Annotated in this window: 14 protein-coding genes; 10 read left to right on the top strand and 4 right to left on the bottom strand. The window is 60.9% G+C overall.

Translation table 11 applies throughout. The annotated features are described in order from the left end of the window. The gene (gene pdxY / locus FHU12_RS08430) at positions 1-843 is read left to right on the top strand and encodes a pyridoxal kinase (RefSeq protein ID WP_141968631.1); all 843 of its coding nucleotides are present in this window, start codon (positions 1-3) and stop codon (positions 841-843) included. Positions 844-886: 43 nt separating this feature from the next. On the opposite strand, the gene FHU12_RS08425 is transcribed toward pdxY, so the two are convergent. From FHU12_RS08425 to FHU12_RS08410, 4 genes are all read right to left on the bottom strand, one after another. Then, the gene (locus tag FHU12_RS08425; RefSeq protein ID WP_141968628.1) at positions 887-1,600 is read right to left on the bottom strand and encodes a flagellar brake protein; all 714 of its coding nucleotides are present in this window, start codon (positions 1,598-1,600) and stop codon (positions 887-889) included. A 76-nt stretch (positions 1,601-1,676) separates the two neighbouring features. Further along, the gene (locus FHU12_RS08420; RefSeq protein WP_141968626.1) at positions 1,677-2,459 is read right to left on the bottom strand and encodes an N-formylglutamate amidohydrolase; all 783 of its coding nucleotides are present in this window, start codon (positions 2,457-2,459) and stop codon (positions 1,677-1,679) included. Positions 2,460-2,560: 101 nt separating this feature from the next. Next, positions 2,561-4,282, bottom strand: coding sequence for an ornithine lipid synthase OlsF (gene olsF / locus FHU12_RS08415; protein WP_049295692.1), 1,722 nt, complete (start codon positions 4,280-4,282; stop codon positions 2,561-2,563). Between the two features lie 155 nt (positions 4,283-4,437). Beyond that, positions 4,438-6,108 (bottom strand): DUF4091 domain-containing protein, encoded by a 1,671-nt coding sequence (locus tag FHU12_RS08410; RefSeq protein WP_141968624.1) that lies wholly within the window; start codon positions 6,106-6,108, stop codon positions 4,438-4,440. 465 nt (positions 6,109-6,573) lie between these two features. On the opposite strand from FHU12_RS08410, the gene FHU12_RS08405 reads away from it, so the two are divergent. The 9 genes from FHU12_RS08405 (at position 6,574) to FHU12_RS08365 (ending at position 16,197) form a co-directional block, all read left to right on the top strand. After that, the gene (locus tag FHU12_RS08405) at positions 6,574-7,827 is read left to right on the top strand and encodes an ABC transporter substrate-binding protein (RefSeq protein WP_141968622.1); all 1,254 of its coding nucleotides are present in this window, start codon (positions 6,574-6,576) and stop codon (positions 7,825-7,827) included. 78 nt (positions 7,828-7,905) lie between these two features. After that, the gene (locus FHU12_RS08400) at positions 7,906-8,847 is read left to right on the top strand and encodes a carbohydrate ABC transporter permease (protein ID WP_025302955.1); all 942 of its coding nucleotides are present in this window, start codon (positions 7,906-7,908) and stop codon (positions 8,845-8,847) included. A gap of 10 nt (positions 8,848-8,857) precedes the next feature. Continuing rightward, positions 8,858-9,676 carry a carbohydrate ABC transporter permease gene (locus FHU12_RS08395; protein WP_004938251.1) on the top strand — a complete coding sequence of 273 codons (819 nt, stop codon included), beginning with the start codon at positions 8,858-8,860 and terminating at the stop codon, positions 9,674-9,676. Between the two features lie 21 nt (positions 9,677-9,697). Then, a complete protein-coding gene (locus tag FHU12_RS08390) occupies positions 9,698-10,810 on the top strand; it encodes an ABC transporter ATP-binding protein (RefSeq protein WP_141968620.1) in 1,113 nt (370 codons plus the stop codon). Positions 10,811-10,829: 19 nt separating this feature from the next. Then, entirely contained in the window at positions 10,830-12,113 is a 1,284-nt protein-coding gene (locus FHU12_RS08385) for a Gfo/Idh/MocA family protein (RefSeq protein WP_141968618.1), read from the top strand. A gap of 18 nt (positions 12,114-12,131) precedes the next feature. Continuing rightward, on the top strand, positions 12,132-13,037 hold the full coding sequence (locus tag FHU12_RS08380) for an ROK family protein (RefSeq protein ID WP_141972932.1): 906 nt from the start codon (positions 12,132-12,134) through the stop codon (positions 13,035-13,037). Between the two features lie 332 nt (positions 13,038-13,369). Then, on the top strand, positions 13,370-14,140 hold the full coding sequence (gene agaR / locus FHU12_RS08375) for a transcriptional repressor AgaR (RefSeq protein WP_141968616.1): 771 nt from the start codon (positions 13,370-13,372) through the stop codon (positions 14,138-14,140). A gap of 26 nt (positions 14,141-14,166) precedes the next feature. Beyond that, on the top strand, positions 14,167-15,333 hold the full coding sequence (locus FHU12_RS08370; RefSeq protein ID WP_141968614.1) for an SIS domain-containing protein: 1,167 nt from the start codon (positions 14,167-14,169) through the stop codon (positions 15,331-15,333). 9 nt (positions 15,334-15,342) lie between these two features. Next, positions 15,343-16,197 carry a tagatose bisphosphate family class II aldolase gene (locus FHU12_RS08365; RefSeq protein ID WP_025302961.1) on the top strand — a complete coding sequence of 285 codons (855 nt, stop codon included), beginning with the start codon at positions 15,343-15,345 and terminating at the stop codon, positions 16,195-16,197. The last annotated feature ends 185 nt before the right edge of the window (positions 16,198-16,382 follow it).

Raw genomic sequence — 16,382 nt, 5'->3', positions numbered from 1 at the left:
ATGCAACAAGCTTCCCCCTTGCGGTCACCGTCCATCGATGTGATCAGCATTCAATCTCAGGTGGTCTACGGCAGCGTCGGCAACGGCATCGCCTACCGCGCCCTGCTGAAAAAGGGGCTGGAAGCGCTGCAGGTGCCCAGCGTGCTGTTCGGCTGCCCGCCCTATTACGGCAAACCGCACGGCGGCGTCATCTCCGGCGAGTGGTTCGGCGGCTTTCTCGACGATCTGATCGCCCGCGGCGTGATGAAACGCACCCGGGCGGTGATCGTCGGTTACCTGGGCGACGTGATGCAGTGCCATATTCTGGCCAACTGGCTGCAGCGGGTGCGCGCCCTCAATCCGCAGATAAAGATCTATATCGATCCGGTGATGGGCGACTACGGTGAAGGGATCTATGTGGATGAGCGCATCGTCAACTGCTATCGCTCGCCGTTCCTGCGGCTGGCCAACGGCCTGACGCCGAACGGTTTCGAACTGGAGCAGCTGTGCGGGCGCGCTCTGAGCAGCCGAGAGCAGACGCAACACGCTGCGCAGGCGCTGTTGAACGACACCACTGAATGGGTGCTGGTCACCAGCGCGCCGGGCGTGGCGCAACACCAAGACGAAGTCGGCTTAATGCTGGTCACCCGGCAGGAAGCGCAGTGCTTTACCCATCCGAAGGTCAAATCGGCGGTCAAAGGCACCGGCGATCTGTTCACCGCACTGCTGGTGAGCCATCTGCTGCACGGCGCCGCACTCGACGCGGCAGTGATTGCCGCCGGCGGCGAAGTGTGCAACGTCCTGGCCGAAGCGGCGCATTTCGGTTGGGAAGAGATCGGTAGCCTGCGGGCGTTAAAGCCGTAAGGCCGGTAGAGAGTCAGGGGCAGCGTGCCGCCCCTGATAACTATCAGCGTTTTTTCTTTTTGTTGAAATCCAGCTCGAAGGCGAACACCGCGCTCTGGATTTTGCGCTCCATCGCCAGCCCCAGCTTGAGGAAGCGGCATGACAGGCGCGAGAAGTGTACCATCTGGTCGTTGTCGTCAGTTTCCTGATCGTCGTTGACCACCACCAGCTCCATGTTGACCTTAAAGTTGCCGTAGCTGCCCAGATCCAGCTCCGCTTTCTTGAACTGCAAGCCCGGCTGGAAGAAATCCGGCAGCGGGCCGTCGAAGCGCAAACCGACGCCGCCGGCGGACAGATCGTGGATCCGCAGCTCATAAGGCGTACCGTCCGGGTATTCGCCGGTGCAGAAAAATTGGCGCCAGTGCGGCGTAGTGATGCGGAATTGGCGACGGCGCTGTATATAGACCAGCTCCTGCGGCAGACGGGTCGAGCAGGCCTGGACGCCCTGATGTTCGGTCAGCTCCGCCTGGCCGACGGAAAACTCGATTTTAGCGTCGTGGCTTTCAATCACGATGGTGCAGGCGCCGTCGATGGCGCTCGAGGCTTCCTCACCGCTAAACACGATATTGTCCGGCCCGACGCTCAATAACAGACTTTGAAACCGGTGCTGCTGATTTTCTACGCGCAGCGGCGTGCGTTGTTTGCAAATTTCACGCAGAATCGCCAGAACTTCAAAACGCTCCCGTTTGATAAACAGTCCGTTATCGCTGTGCTCCACACGTCTCTCCTGACTTTTTTTCTAATGACGTCTTACGTATTCCTTACGGTTATCATCTCTGGGAATATTCCTAAAGTCAAATTTGCCAGCGTTGCCAGGCCTGCGGCAACAGGCGTGCGAAACGTTTCGCCCACGCCTGCTGCCCGCGTTCATCGGCGATCAGATCCTGGCGAATTTCGATGCCGACGTAAGGCAAACCGCGGCGTTCCGCATGAACCGGCAACGTGTAATCGGTGGCGTCCGTCATCGCATAAGGTTCGTTAATACCCACCTGCAAATCCCCTTCTTCGCGCAGCAGTTCGGCCAGCAGATGGGCAAATTCCGGGTAGCGATTAAACAGCAGCCCCACCTGCCAGGGGCGCGATGCCCCTTTAAACACCGGCGTAAAGCTGTGCATGGCGATCACCGCCGTCGGCAATTCACGCAGTTGGCGTTGCCCCAGATGATCGTCGATGGCGTGGTGATACGGCAAAAACACCTCGCGTTCGCGCGCCAGCGCGTGCTCGGCGTCGATACCGATATTGCCGGGGATTGGCGTCAGTTCGGACAAAGGCGGGATCGAGCTGGCGATGCCAGGCGCCCGGTTGCAGTCGATCACCAGCCGTGAGTAACGCTGATGAATCAGCGTGGCGTCCAACTGGCGGCTCAGATGGCGCGACACGCTCAGCGCGCCGATATCCCAACCGATGTGGCGTTCGATCTCCCCCGGCGGCAAACCGAGATCGCCGAGGGATCGCGGTATCGCCTTGCCGGCGTGATCGCACAGCAGCAAAAATGGCGCCTTGCCATGCGGGATTTCAACGGCGGCGGCAGGCGGTTCATCGGCGGACAATAGCGGCGGGATAAACGAGTGAGGCATGACAGGCTCCGGCGGTGGAAAGCAAAACGGTTATCGTAACGCTATCCCGTCGCCGGCCCCAAGGTCGTACTTAGATCAAAAAGGCATGAGTCAGACGCCGATCATGCCGTCTCGGCTGGCTGTGGCTGGTGCACCGCGATATAACGCTGATAGCGCGACGGCTTGAGCCGCGTGGTATCCACCAGCACCAGCCCATCGATGCAGTTGTTGAACGCCGGATCGGTGCCGAAGTCGATAAACTGCACCCCACCCGGTTCGCACAGCTCGGTGTACTGTTTGTACAGCGTCGGGATCGAACAGCCGATGTTGCTGAGCAGGCTCTTTAACCGCACCAGGTCTTCCTGGTAGTTGTCCCCGGCAAACTGCGCCAGCACCTGCGGCAGCGACGCCGGATAAGGCCGACGCGACTGTGCGAAGGCGTGATCCGGCGAGAAATAAAGCCGGTAGAAGGCAATCAGCAAATCGCGCGCCGCCAGCGGCATGCCGCCGGAGATCGACACCGGGCCGAACAGATAGCGGTACTGCGGGTATTTCGACAGATAGGCGCCGATGCCCAGCCACAAATAGTCCAGCCCGCGCTTGCCCCAATAGGCCGGCTGAATGAAGCTGCGCCCCAGTTCAATGCCCTGCGCCAGGATCGGTTCCATATCGCGGTCGTAGTGGAACAGGCTGTTGCTGTAGATGCTTTCCAGCCCTTTGCGTTCGATTTGTTCGGCGGTGGGGATAAAACGGTAGGCGCCGACGATCTCCAGCTCCTCCTCATCCCACAGCACCAGGTGGTAGTAATCGTCGTCGTAGCTGTCCAGATCGCGGCGGCGGCCGGAACCTTCCCCCACCGCGCGGAAAGCGATCTCGCGCAGGCGCCCCAGCTCACGCAGGATCGGCGTGCGTGCTTCATCGTGGCGACGATAGAGGTAGATGGTTTTGCCGTCCGGCGTGACCCCCAGCCGTTCGCAGTTCGCCAACGCCTTTTTCAGTTCCAGACGCTCTTCCGGCAGCGCGATCGGCGATTCGCTGGCGAACAGCCCCGGCTTACCCTGGCCCAGGCGATAGACGTGGCGGCGAAAACGCTCCGCCAGATCCTTGGCGCTGGTGTGGCCGTCGTGCCAGTTGGCGAACGGCACGCGGCCGCCGACGCGGATCTTGATGCGCCCGCCCCGCTGCTGGAACATTTCGCGCACCAGCAGCAGCGTCGACAGCGGACGGTAGACCAGCGACGTAAAGTAGAACAAGTTGCTGTTGCGCGCGCTGATATGAATAGGCACGATCGGCGCGCGCGCCTTGGCGGCCAGACGCAGAAAACCGGTATGCCAGTGGCCGTCGCGGATGCCTTTCGGGCTCATGCGCGACACTTCGCCGGCCGGGAACAGGATCAGCGCGCCCTGATTGTCCAACTGCTGCTGCATGCCTTCAATCTGTTTGCGGCTGGTTTTATAAGCGACGTTATCCACCGGCACGAACAGATTGCGCAGCGGTTCAATGTAGGTCAGCAGCTGGCTGGCCACCACTTTCACATCCGGGCGCACCGCCGCGACGGCGCGCAGCAGCACCAGGCCGTCGAGCGAACCGATCGGGTGATTGGCCACGAGCACCACCGGCCCCTGGCTCGGAATGTTTTCCAGATCGCCGTCCACCAGCTCACAGCTGAGGTTGAAGTAGTCCACCACCTGCTCGATCAGATCAAGCCCTTTCAGGTGGGGATAGTCGGCGGCGAACTGTTTGAATTCTTTTTCGAAGAGAAGGGTTCTTAGCAGGCTGCGCTGCCAGGCAGGGGTATTGCGGTGTGGAAATGCATCTTGCAACAGAGAATCCAGGCTGAACATCGCGTTATCTCCTGACGTAGTCGCTGCAAACTTAAGCCAGAGCCGTGACTCTGACGTGTCAGTTACATGACAATAAAATGAATCCATCGACTATCAGGTATAGCAAAGTAATGGCGATTTGGGAGCGAAAGACGCATTTTCGCCCCCATTGACCCTCACATCGGCGCCAACAACGCTTCGATGCGGCGGTTCACCGCTTCTCGCAGGCGCAGCAGCGGCCCGGCCTGATGCGGATAACGCTTGAAGGTGATGCGCATGCCCAGCTCGCGTTCGATCAGCGCCTCCACCGTCGCCCGGTCGGTCAGACTCTCCAGCAGCTGCAGCGCGCGCATGTCCTGCAGCCCCTGGTGCAGCACCCGCAGGCGCAGCGACTCCACGGGCTGCAGATCCTCGCCCGGATAGACCACGAACGGATCGCCGGAGGGAAACGCATGGCCGCTGTCGGTCACCGCGTACGGGTTGATGCGCTCGCGCGAATGGGCGCTGTTATAGAAGTTGAATCCCCAATGCAGGAAGCCGGCGATGCGGTACAGATACAGCTGCACGCCCAATATGCGGTTGCGCGCCGAAGGCTGGGCGAAGAACCGGTTGGCGACCTCGGTCTTCTGCACGCAACAATAATAAGCCCACAGGCCGGGCACCCGGTGTTCGATAAAGGGCTCGATATGATCGGTGGCGGCGACCGGGGTCTCCACCAGGCCTTGCTGATAGAAAGCGAAATCCGACAGCGCGTCGAAGGTGCGGAAGCCGTCCAGCAGCGGCCGCAGCGCGGCGCTGGCGCGCCGGTAGGCCGCCAGGTTGTCCAGCGTCGGCTCATCGGAAACATGGAACCACACCTGCCGTTCCAGCCCCCGTTCGCGGAACCAGGCGGTCAACGCCGGCAGCAGCGCCTGCAGGAAACGCTGATACGGTTCGCCCTGTGCATCGGTGTGCCAGCCGAAAAGCGGTCGCGCCTCGCCCTGCTCCTCCACCACGATCTTCGGCGCATGCGCCGCGCCCCATTGGGTAAACAGCGGCGCGATTTCGAAGTGCTCGATGCCCTCTTCCTGCGCCAGCGCCATCCACTGCGCCAGGCGGCTGAAATCGAAGCCATATCCCTGCGCCGAACGCATCACCCCGACCAGCTGCACCGTGGTGCGTTCGCCGCCGACGGCGGTATCCAGCGGTGGCGTAAACAGCGGCGTCAGCAGCATATTGACGCCGGCATGCACCGCGCAGCGCACAAAGTGGCGCACCGCGCGCCAGTAATCCGGGCTGAACACCGCCAGGCGATAGTAATCCGCCAGGCAGTCGGTATGCAGCCACTCGGTATGCAACAGCGTTTGCGGCGGCAACGCCGCCGGCACCAGATGCAGCGTCAGCGTGGCCTCGGCCAGCGCTTCTCCGGTTTGCGCATCCAGCAGCCGCAGGGTCAACGGAAAGTCGCCGGCCAGTTGCGCATCGGCCGGCGGCGTCAGGGTCAACCACAGGCTGCCATAATAGCGGCAGGCGGCGAAAAAACGCCGTTGCGGCAGCGGCATCAGCGGATCGGGAAATAACCCCGGCTCGGTCGTCAGGTAATTCTCGTCGGTCTCGCGATAACAGGGAAAACCGCTCGGCACCGATTGCACCTGGCGCACGCTGATATACTCCGCCAGCGGCCCGTCAAGTTGATAACAGAGCTCATGGCGAGTCTCGTTGCCCGGGGTTTGCAAACAGTATACCGCCTGCCAGGAAAGCACCTCGTTATTTAACCCGCTCAGCCGTTCCTCCACGGAAATAGGTGGCACGCTGTGGCGATGAAATACTTTCTCCAGGCAATGGGTAAATACCAGAGACAGGCGCATGATGTTCGGCCCTCTTTATTTTTAATGAATAAACACGGTGAAATTCAGGCTAGCGCCTTTTATTGCCACAGACAATAGCCGGTAATAAAAATCGTTCCCACGCCCTTCTTTGACTACCGCAAGCCGATTTTTTTGTTTATTTGCATCACAAAAATGAAAGAAGCTGATGCTTGCACAATAAAAATGTTTTTAATCCCCATTATGGTGCAAGGGTTATCAGTTATTCCTATGCCTGCGAGGGCCGCTAAATGCCGCGACAGCAAGGAGAAAGCCCATCAATACGTTAACAAAATGTGAACAAACCTACCTTTCACTTGGCCGTGAAAGCCTTTCTATTTTAACAACAACGAAACATTCACGCCCCATTTTTGGGCGTCCGGGGGTGTATTGACACATTGAAAGTTAAGGGATAGAAAGAATTTACGTTGCGAAAAACGTTATTCATCGCTCACCGAGGGGAAAGCAATGTCACCGATAAAAAATACCGGACGCCTGCTGGCGCACTCTATTCTTGCCAGCGCATTATTATTACCCACCCTGCTCCACGCCGCAGATAAAATAACATTGCGCTATGCCGTTTGGGACAGAAACCAATTACCTGCCGAACAGGAGATCGCCAAACGTTTTGAACAGGCCAATCCGGATATAAAAATAGAAATAGAATTAACGCCCTCTGCACAATATTTCGTTAAATTGGATTCCGCTGCCGCCGGCGGCGTGGCGCCGGATATATTCTGGATCAATATGCCTTATTTTGTGCAATATGCCAAAAACGGCATTATGGAGCCGCTGGCGCCTTATATTAAGGACAGCGGCCTTAAGCTGGACGACGTGGTCGCCAGCTCGGTGAAAGCCTACCAATATGACGGCCAACAGATGGCCATCCCGCGCGACGTCGATTCCATCGCCGTGTGGTACAACAAAAAACTGTTCGATCAGGCCGGCGTCAGTTACCCCACCAGCGACTGGAGCTGGGACGATCTGAAAAGCAAGGCTACCGCGCTGAAAAACGGGCTGAAAGGCACGGCCTTCCCGTTGGTGATGGATCTCAGCATCGACGGCCAGGACAGCTACATGAACCTGCTGTTCCAAAACGGCAATCACATCGTGCCGAAAGACGGCCAACCCACCGACATCGCCAACGACAAATCCATCTGGGTCTACCAGCAGCTGCAGGGCATGATGAAAGACGGCCTGATGCCGAGCGCCCAGCAAATGAGCGAAGTCAAAACCGAGAACATCTTCCAGTCCAACCGCGCCGCGATGGTCTATGCCGGTTCCTGGCTGGCGGCGCCGTTCGCCAACAACCCGCTGATCAACGATCACATCGGCGTGGTAATGATGCCGAAAATTGAACGCCAGTCCGGCGTGGCGCACAGCCTGGCCTTCGCCATGTCGGCCAAAAGCGCCCATAAGCAGGCCGCCTGGAAATATATCGCCTTCATGAGCAGCGAAGCCTCGCAGGCGGAGCTGGCCAAGGTGGTGATCCCGGCCAACAAGACGGCGGCCAAGGTCTGGGCGCAGCAGATTCAGAAAGTCGACGTTTCGCCTTATATCCAGACCCTTGAAGTGACCCAGGCTTACCCCACCGCCGGCACCAATACGCCGAAGTGGCAGAACATGTGGATAGCCAGCCTGAAGAAGATCTTTATGGGCGCGGACGCTAAGCAGGAAATGGACAAATCGGTCAAGAAGATCGCGCGCGTCATGGAGCAGTAATCGCCCCGCCGCGGCGCGCTGCCCCGAGCGCGCGCCGCGGTGGACCCACGCTGAACGTCATAGGTGAGGAATGGCAACATGTCGCTGGCAGAAACGGCTACGGTCACCCTGAAACCATCCCGGCGCACCGCCCGCCCCGCGCTCAATCGGCTCGAACGCGCCGAACGCTTCTGGGGCTGGGTGATGATCCTGCCGCTGTTGTTGGGGGTGACGGTGTTTTACCTGATCCCCTTTTTGCAAAACATTTTTTACAGCTTTACCGATCTGAACCAGTTCATGCGCTGGAGCAGCATCAGCGTCGATAACTATCTCAACCTGTTCGAAGACGACGACTTCTACACCGCCGCCGCCAACACCTTGTTCTACGTGGTGGTGTGCGTGCCGATCAGCCTGAGCCTGTCGCTGCTGCTGGCGATCGGCCTCAATCAGAACATCCGTGGCAAAGGCCTGCTGCGCACCCTGCTGTTCCTGCCGGCGGTCACCATGCCTGCGGCGGTGGCCATGGTGTGGCAATGGCTGTTCAACAAGGATTTCGGCCTGATCAACCAGGCGCTGGGCCTGCTGCACATTGCGCCGGTCGCCTGGCTGTCCGATCCGGACGTGGTGCGCATCAGCGTGTCCATCATCATCATCTGGTCGTCGCTGGCGCTGAAGATCATCATTTTGCTGGCCGGGCTGCAGAGCATTCCGCGCCAGCTGTACGAGGCGGCGGATATCGACGGCATCGGCACCCTGCGCCGCTTCTTCTGCATCACGCTGCCGATGATGGTACCGACGCTGTTTTTCGTGTCGGTGATGAGCTTTATCGAGATCCTGCAAATCTTCGACGTGGTGTTCCTGATGTTCGACCGCGCGCTGGTGGAAAACGACGTGATGACCGTCACCAACCTGTTCTACAAGTACGCGTTTTACCTGCAGGAAAAAGGCTACGCTTCCGCCATCACCGTGGTGCTGTTCGCCGTCACGCTGGTGATCACCCTGATTCAAATGGCGATCGGCAAGCGCCTGAAAGTCAGCTGAGGAGCTGCACATGAACGCAAGCAAGAAAACGCTGGTGTACCTGTTTATGGGGCTGGCGGCGCTGGCCTCGGTGGTGCCCTTTATCTGGATGCTGGTGACCTCGTTGAAAACCCAGGCCGAGAGCATTCAGATCCCGCTGACGCTGTTGCCGGCGCACCCCAGCCTGCAGGCCTACGGCCGGGTAATGCACGAAATCCCGTTCGCCGGCTTTTATCTCAACTCGCTGCTGGCGACTTTCTTCACCGTCACCCTGCAGATGGCGATCGCCACCCTGGCCGCCTATGGCTTCTCGCGCCTGCATTTTCGCGGCCGCGACGCGGTGTTCCTGGTGTGCGTGTCGATCCTGATGGTGCCCGGCCAAGCGTTTCTGATCCCGCAATTTCTGGTGGTACAGAAGCTGGGGCTGGTCAACAGCATCACCGGGTTGGTGCTGCCGGGCATTTTCAGCGTCTACGCCACCTTCCTGCTGCGCCAGTTCTTTCTGGCGGTGCCGAAGGAGATGGAAGAAGCGGCCTTGATCGACGGTTACAGCTACTTCGCCATCTTCTGGCGCATCATGCTGCCGCTGATCCGGCCGGGCATTATCGCCTGCGTCATCATCAACGGCCTGTGGAGCTGGAACAACCTGATGTGGCCGCTGATCGTCAATACCACCACCGAGAAGCTGACGCTGCCGGTGGGGCTGGCTTCGCTCTCCAGCCGCGCCGGGGTGGAATACCCGTTGCTGATGGCCGGGGCACTGATGGCAGTGATCCCGATGCTGATGCTGTTCATTATTTTCCAACGCTATTTCATCCAGGGCATCGCCAGCGCCGGGGTGAAAGGCTAACGCGCAGACAAGGTAAACGACATGGCCGGAATTCAGTTAAACAGCGTTAAAAAAGTCTACCCCAACGGTTTCCACGCGCTGCACGGCGTCAACCTGGAAATTGAGGACGGGGAATTTATGGTGTTCGTCGGCCCGTCCGGCTGCGCCAAGTCTACCCTGCTGCGGATGATCGCCGGGCTGGAGAGCGTCAGCGAGGGGCAGATCCTGATCCACGATCGCTGCGTCAACGACAGCATGCCGAAGGATCGCGGCATCGCCATGGTGTTCCAGAACTATGCGCTGTACCCGCACATGACGGTGTACAAGAACATGGCGTTCGGCCTGATCGGCAAAGAGAGCAAGGCCGAGATCGACCGCCGGGTGCGCGACGCGGCGGAAAAACTGGAGATCACCAACCTGCTGCAGCGCAAGCCGGGCCAGCTCTCCGGCGGCCAGTGCCAGCGGGTGGCGGTCGGCCGCGCCATCGTGCGCAAACCCAAGGTGTTCCTGTTCGATGAGCCGCTGTCCAACCTCGACGCCAAGCTGCGGGTGTCGATGCGCGTACAGCTGATCGAACTGCACAATCAGCTGAAGCAGGAAGGCGCCGCCGCCACCATGGTGTACGTCACCCACGATCAGGTCGAAGCGATGACCATGGGCGATCGCATTTGCGTAATGAACCGCGGCGCCATCATGCAGGTGGATAAACCGATCAACCTGTACCACCACCCCGCCAACCGTTTCGTCGCCGAGTTTATCGGCAGCCCGTCGATGAATTTGCACGATCTGGCGATCGTGCGCGACGGCCAAACGGTGCGACTGCGCATCGGCCTGCAGCACCAGCTCGATCTGCCGGCGGCGCTGCAACGGCAGTTGGCGGACTACCCGCATGCGCGGGTGTGTCTCGGCATCCGGCCGGAGTCCCTGCGGCTGTGCGCACCCGGTAGCGCCAACTGTTTCCCGGCGCAGATCGTCACCATCGAGCGCATGGGCAACGAAGAGTTGCTGCACTGCGAACTGGCCGACCTGCGCTTCGTGTTGCGCATGGCGTCGCTGCCGGACTGGGAACCGCGCCTCGGCGAAAGCATTCATCTGGCATTCGATCTGACGCGCGCGCATTTGTTCGACGAGCTCAGCGGCCAAAACCTCAAATAACAACAGCGGAGTATCAGCAATGTCGTCAACACAACCCAACAACGTTGCCCAGCGCCCGGTGCGGGTGCTGGTGGTCGGCGCCGGTGCGCGCGGTGAAATCTACTCGCGCTATGCGCTGGCGCACCCCGATTTGATGCAGGTGGTGGCGGTGGCGGAACCGCGCGATGCCTACCGCGAGCCGTTCGTGGCGCAGCATGCCATCGCGCCGGAAAACGTCTTCACCGACTGGCGCCAGGCCGCCGACGCCGGCAAGCTGGCCGACGCGGTGCTGATCTGCACTCAGGATCAGATGCACCTGGAGCCGGCGCTGGCCTTCGCCCGTCAGGGCTACGCCATGCTGCTGGAAAAACCGCTGTCGCCAGACGCCGACGAGTGCCGGGCCATCGTCGCCGAGGTCGTGCGCCAAAAGCTGATCTTCTCGGTCGGCCACGTGCTGCGCTATACCCGCTATACCCAAAAGCTCAAACAGCTGCTGCGCGACGGCGCGATCGGCGACATCGTCAGCCTGCAACACCTGGAGCCGGTCGGCTACTGGCATCAGGCGCACTCCTTCGTACGCGGCAACTGGCGCAACGATCGGCAGGCCGCGTTTATGCTGCTGCAGAAATCCTGCCACGACATCGATTGGATCCGCTACGTGATGGAGCAGCCCTGCGAGCAGGTCAGTTCCTTCGGCAATCTGCGCCACTTCCGCCGGGAAAACCAACCGGCCGGCGCGGCGGACAACTGCCTGGATTGCGCGGTGGAGGCGTCCTGCCCCTATTCCGCCAAACGCATCTATCTGGGCGACGACCACAAGGCCACGCCCGGCTTTCTGCGGGTGCTGACGCCAGAACCCGACCAGACGACGCTGCGGGCGGCGCTGCGCGACGGGCCCTACGGCCGCTGCGTTTACCGCTGCGACAATAACGTGGTCGACCATCAAGTGGTCAACATGCAGTTCGCCGGCGGCCGCACTGCGTCGTTCACCATGACGGCCTTCACTCGCCACGAAGATCGCCACACCCGGATTTTCGGCAGCCGCGGCTGCCTGGAAGGCGACGGCCGCCATATCCGCATCACCTCGTTCCTCGACGACGGCGAAACGCATTACGACACCGACGCCGGCCAGGATCTGCACGCCATGGCCGGCCACGGCGGCGGCGACTACTACCTGATGCAGCACTTTATCGCGGCCATTCGCGCCAACGATCCGAGCCAGGTGCTGGCCGGCCCGGCCGAAGCGCTGGAGAGCCACATGATGGTGTTCGCCGCCGAACGCGCACGCCGTGAAGCGGCGGTGATCGCTCTGAACGGAGCCTGAAGCATGGCCACAACAGAGATGCGTTACGGCTTCGACATCGGCGGCACCAAGATTGAAATGGCCGCTTACGATCGCCGACTCAATCAGGTGCTGATCCAGCGGGTGCGTACCCCTACCAGCGATTACGGCGAATTCGTGGCCTGCATCACCGGGCTGGTCGAGCAAGCAGATCGCGAGCTGCACACACGCGGCAGCATTGGCATCGGCCTGCCGGGGATCACCGATCCCATCAGCCGCCGCCAGCTGGCGGTCAACGTGCCCTGCCTGACCGGGCATTGCCTGGCGGATGATTTGACGCAGGCGCTGGCGCGGCCGATCGCCATCGAGAACGATTGCCGCTGTTTCGCGCTGTCGGAAGCCAGTACGCCGCAAACCGCACACCTGCCGCTGGTGTTCGGCGCCATCATCGGCACCGGCGCCGGCGGTGGCCTGGTGGTGAACCGGCAACTGCACAAGGGGCGCAACGGACTGGCAGGCGAATGGGGCCATATGCCGATCTCGGCCCAGCTGGCGCAGCGTTACGATCTGCCGCTGTTCCGCTGCAACTGCGGGTTGACCGGCTGTTTTGAACGCTACGTCTCCGGCAGCGGGCTGCTGGCGCTGAGCCGCCATTTTGCCCATCCGGCCGCCGACGTGCCGGCGCTGGTCGCCAGCTACTGCGCGGGGAATGCGCACGCACAGTGGCTAATGACCGTGTACGTCGACATCCTGGCCAGCGCGCTGGCCGGTTTGCAACTGCTGTTGGACGTTGATGCCTTCGTGCTGGGCGGTGGCTTGTCCAACGTCGGCGAGCTGTATCCGCTGTTGCCGACGGCAATGCGGCGCTGGCTGCTGCCGGGCGTGGAACCGGCAGCGGTATTCCCGCCGGTGCACGGTGACAGCAGCGGCGTGCGCGGCGCGGCGCTATTACAAGCGGCGGCATAAAAAAACAGTGAAAGCCCGGCGGCTGCCGAATTATCGCTGCGGCTTTCGCCGTCGCGGGGCCGAATGAGGTCATAGCGAGAATTGTCGACTGAAAAATAACGAATTTGCCGTTTTCACTTTGCGTTAATACCGCTTTCGGTTGGCATTAAACTGAAAGCAAAATTAAATATAACCACCTGATAGATATAGATATTTTAAAATTAATCGATTGCATTTCAGTGTTTCGTTTGCTGTAATTCGCCACGAACAACTGAAAGCGCTCCGGTCGGTCTCGCTGCGGCTTATTAAGCCGCGGTCGGGCACGGCTACAGGTAAATCAGGAGTCTGCGTTAATGATCAATACCGCAAAACGCCGGGAATTAATTATCGACCAGCTGTGCCGCGAGGGCACGGTGCGCGTGGAGCAGCTCAGCCAGCAGTTTTCGGTGTCCAGCGTCACCATCCGCAGCGATCTGCGCCAACTGGAAAAGCACGGCTGCGCGGTACGCGCTTACGGCGGCGCCATGTTGAACAAACAGTTCGCCTTCGACCGCCCGCTGCAGGACAAAGGCCGTATCAATCGTGACGTGAAACACGCCATCGCCTGCGCGGCGGCGGCGCTGATCGAAGACGGCGACGCCGTCATCCTCGACTCCGGCTCCACCACCAGCCAGATGGCGCCGCAGCTGGCGGGCAAAAAGGATCTGGTGGTAATGACCAACGCGCTGAACATCGCCTTCGAGCTGGCCAACAACGAGCAGATCGATCTGATGGTGGTCGGGGGCAGCGTGCGCCGCAAGGCCTGGTCGTTGTACGGCCCCGCCGCCGAACAGCAACTGCGCCAGTACCGGTTCGACAAGCTGTTTCTCGGCGTCGACGGTTTCGATCTCACGAGCGGCATCACCACGCCGGATCCGGGCGAAGCGCAGCTGAACCGCGTGATGTGCGAGGTGGCGCGTGAAGTGATCGCCATCGCCGACGCCAGCAAATTTGGCCGCACCAGTTTTTGCATGATCCGCGAAATCGGCCAGATCCACCGCCTGGTCACCGACAGCCGCATTCCGGAGCACTACCTGCAGGCGCTGCACCATTTAGGGATCGACGTGATTATCGCCGACCGTTAACCGAGGCTTTTTAAGGAGCTGTCATCATGAACGCGTATTTCTCTTACGAGGCGGATTGGCTGAAGCAGCGCAACGCCTGGCACACCGCCGCCGAGATTTGGCAACAGCCGGACCTGTGGGCGATGCTGCACCGGCAGCTGCAGGATCAACAGGCGCAGTGGCAGCCGTTCCTGGCGCCGCTGCTGGCCGATCCGCGCCTGCAGATCGTGCTGTGCGGCGCCGGCAGTTCGGCGTTCGCCGGCCGCGCCCTGGCGCCCTGGCTGCGCGAACGCACCGGCCGCGACGTGGTGGCCTACGGCACCACCGATATCGTCGCCAACCCGCGGCAGTATCTCGACCCTGAGCGGCCGACGCTGCTGGTTTCCTTCGCCCGTTCGGGCAACAGCCCGGAAAGCGTGGCGACGGTGGAGTTGGCCGACCAGCTGCTACCGGAAAGCTATCACCTGATGCTGGTGTGCAACCCGGACAGCCGGCTGGCGCAGTACGCGCATCGGCGTGACAACGTCTGTTCGCTGGTGATGCCGCAAGGCTCCAACGATCAGAGCTTCGCCATGACCTCCAGCTTCAGCTGCATGATGCTGAGCGCCGCGCTGCTGCTCGGCCCAACGTCGCTCGAGGCCGCCCAGGCACCGCTGAGTGCCATGGTGCAGCGCTGCCGCGCACTGCGTGAAACGCTGCAGGCGCAGGTGAAAGCGCTGGCCGCCAGCGGCTTCCGCCGCTACATCACCCTCGGCGGCAGCTGCTTTACCGGCCTCGCCGAAGAGGCCTCGCTCAAGATGCTGGAGCTGACCGCCGGCCGCATCGTTACACGCTACGACTCGCCGCTCGGCCTGCGCCACGGCCCGAAATTCATGGTCGACGGCCAGACGTTGGTGGTGCTGATGTTCTCCCACGACGACTACGCCCGCCAGTATGACCGCGATCTGTGGAACGAGCTGCAGCGCGACGGGCTGGCGATGCAGCTGGTCGGATTGACCGGCGAACGCCAACCTCTGTCCGACGCCCTGCTGCATATGCACGACGCGGCTGACGATATCTGGCTGCTGTTCCCGTATCTGCTGTTCACCCAGATGCTGGCCTTCGAGAGTTCACTGGCGTTGGGGCTGACCCCGGACAACCCTTGCCCGACCGGCGAGGTCAACCGGGTGGTGAAAGGCGTGACGATTTACCGTTTTCCCTCCCCTGAGTTGTAAGGAGATCCCATGTATCTGATAGCCAATCGAGAAATGCTGCTCAAGGCACAGCGCCAGGGTTACGCCGTTCCGGCGTTTAACGTCCACAATCTGGAAACCGTGCAGGTGGTGGCCGAGACCGCCGCCGAGCTACGCTCACCGGTGATCATGGCCGGCACGCCCGGCACCTTCAGCTACGCCGGCACCGACTACCTGATCGGCATTTGCCAATCGGCCGCGCACCGCTACGATTTGCCGCTGGCGCTGCATCTGGATCATCACGAAGAGCTGGACGACATCGAGCACAAGGTGAAAAGCGGTATCCGCTCGGTGATGATCGACGGTTCCCATCTGCCGTTCGAGCAGAACATCGCCAAGGTGGCCGCCGCAGTGGCCCTGTGCCACCGCTACGGCGCCAGCGTGGAGGCGGAGCTGGGCCGCCTGGGCGGGCAGGAAGACGATCTGATCGTCGATACCGCGGACAGCTTCTATACCGACCCGATGGCGGCACGCGAGTTTGTCGCCGCCACCGGCATCGATTCGCTGGCGGTGGCGATCGGTTCCGCCCACGGCCTGTATCACGGCGAGCCGAAGCTGGACTTTGAGCGCCTGGCGCTGATCCGCGAACAGGTGGACGTGCCCCTAGTGCTGCACGGCGCCTCCGGCATTCCGGAAGCGATGGTCAAGCGCGCGATTTCGCTCGGCGTCTGCAAGGTCAACGTCGCCACCGAATTGAAAATCGCCTTCGCCGATGCGGTGAAAAGCTACTTTTCACAGCACCCGGATGCTAACGATCCGCGCAAATACATCGTCCCCGGCAAGCTGGCGATGAAAGAAGTGGTAGCGGAAAAGATCCGCATCTGCGGCAGCAGCGGCATGCTGTAATCCCGCGCTCGCCCCCGGAGACGGCAACGGCTCAACGGGGGCGAAAACTGCCCGCCACTCCCGACTTTCCTGAGAGAACGATCACAGCCTTTTACCCCACCCGCGCCGGAAATCATTAACCGGCCTTCACTATGATCCAAATCATGGTTTTACTCATCCTACCTCCCTATTATCAAATTCATTGG

Origin of the sequence: Serratia marcescens (assembly GCF_006715005.1) — a bacterium.
GTDB classification, from domain to species: domain Bacteria; phylum Pseudomonadota; class Gammaproteobacteria; order Enterobacterales; family Enterobacteriaceae; genus Serratia; species Serratia montpellierensis.
The sequence above is the reverse complement of the archived record's forward strand: the minus strand, read 5'-3'. Positions and strand labels throughout refer to the sequence as shown.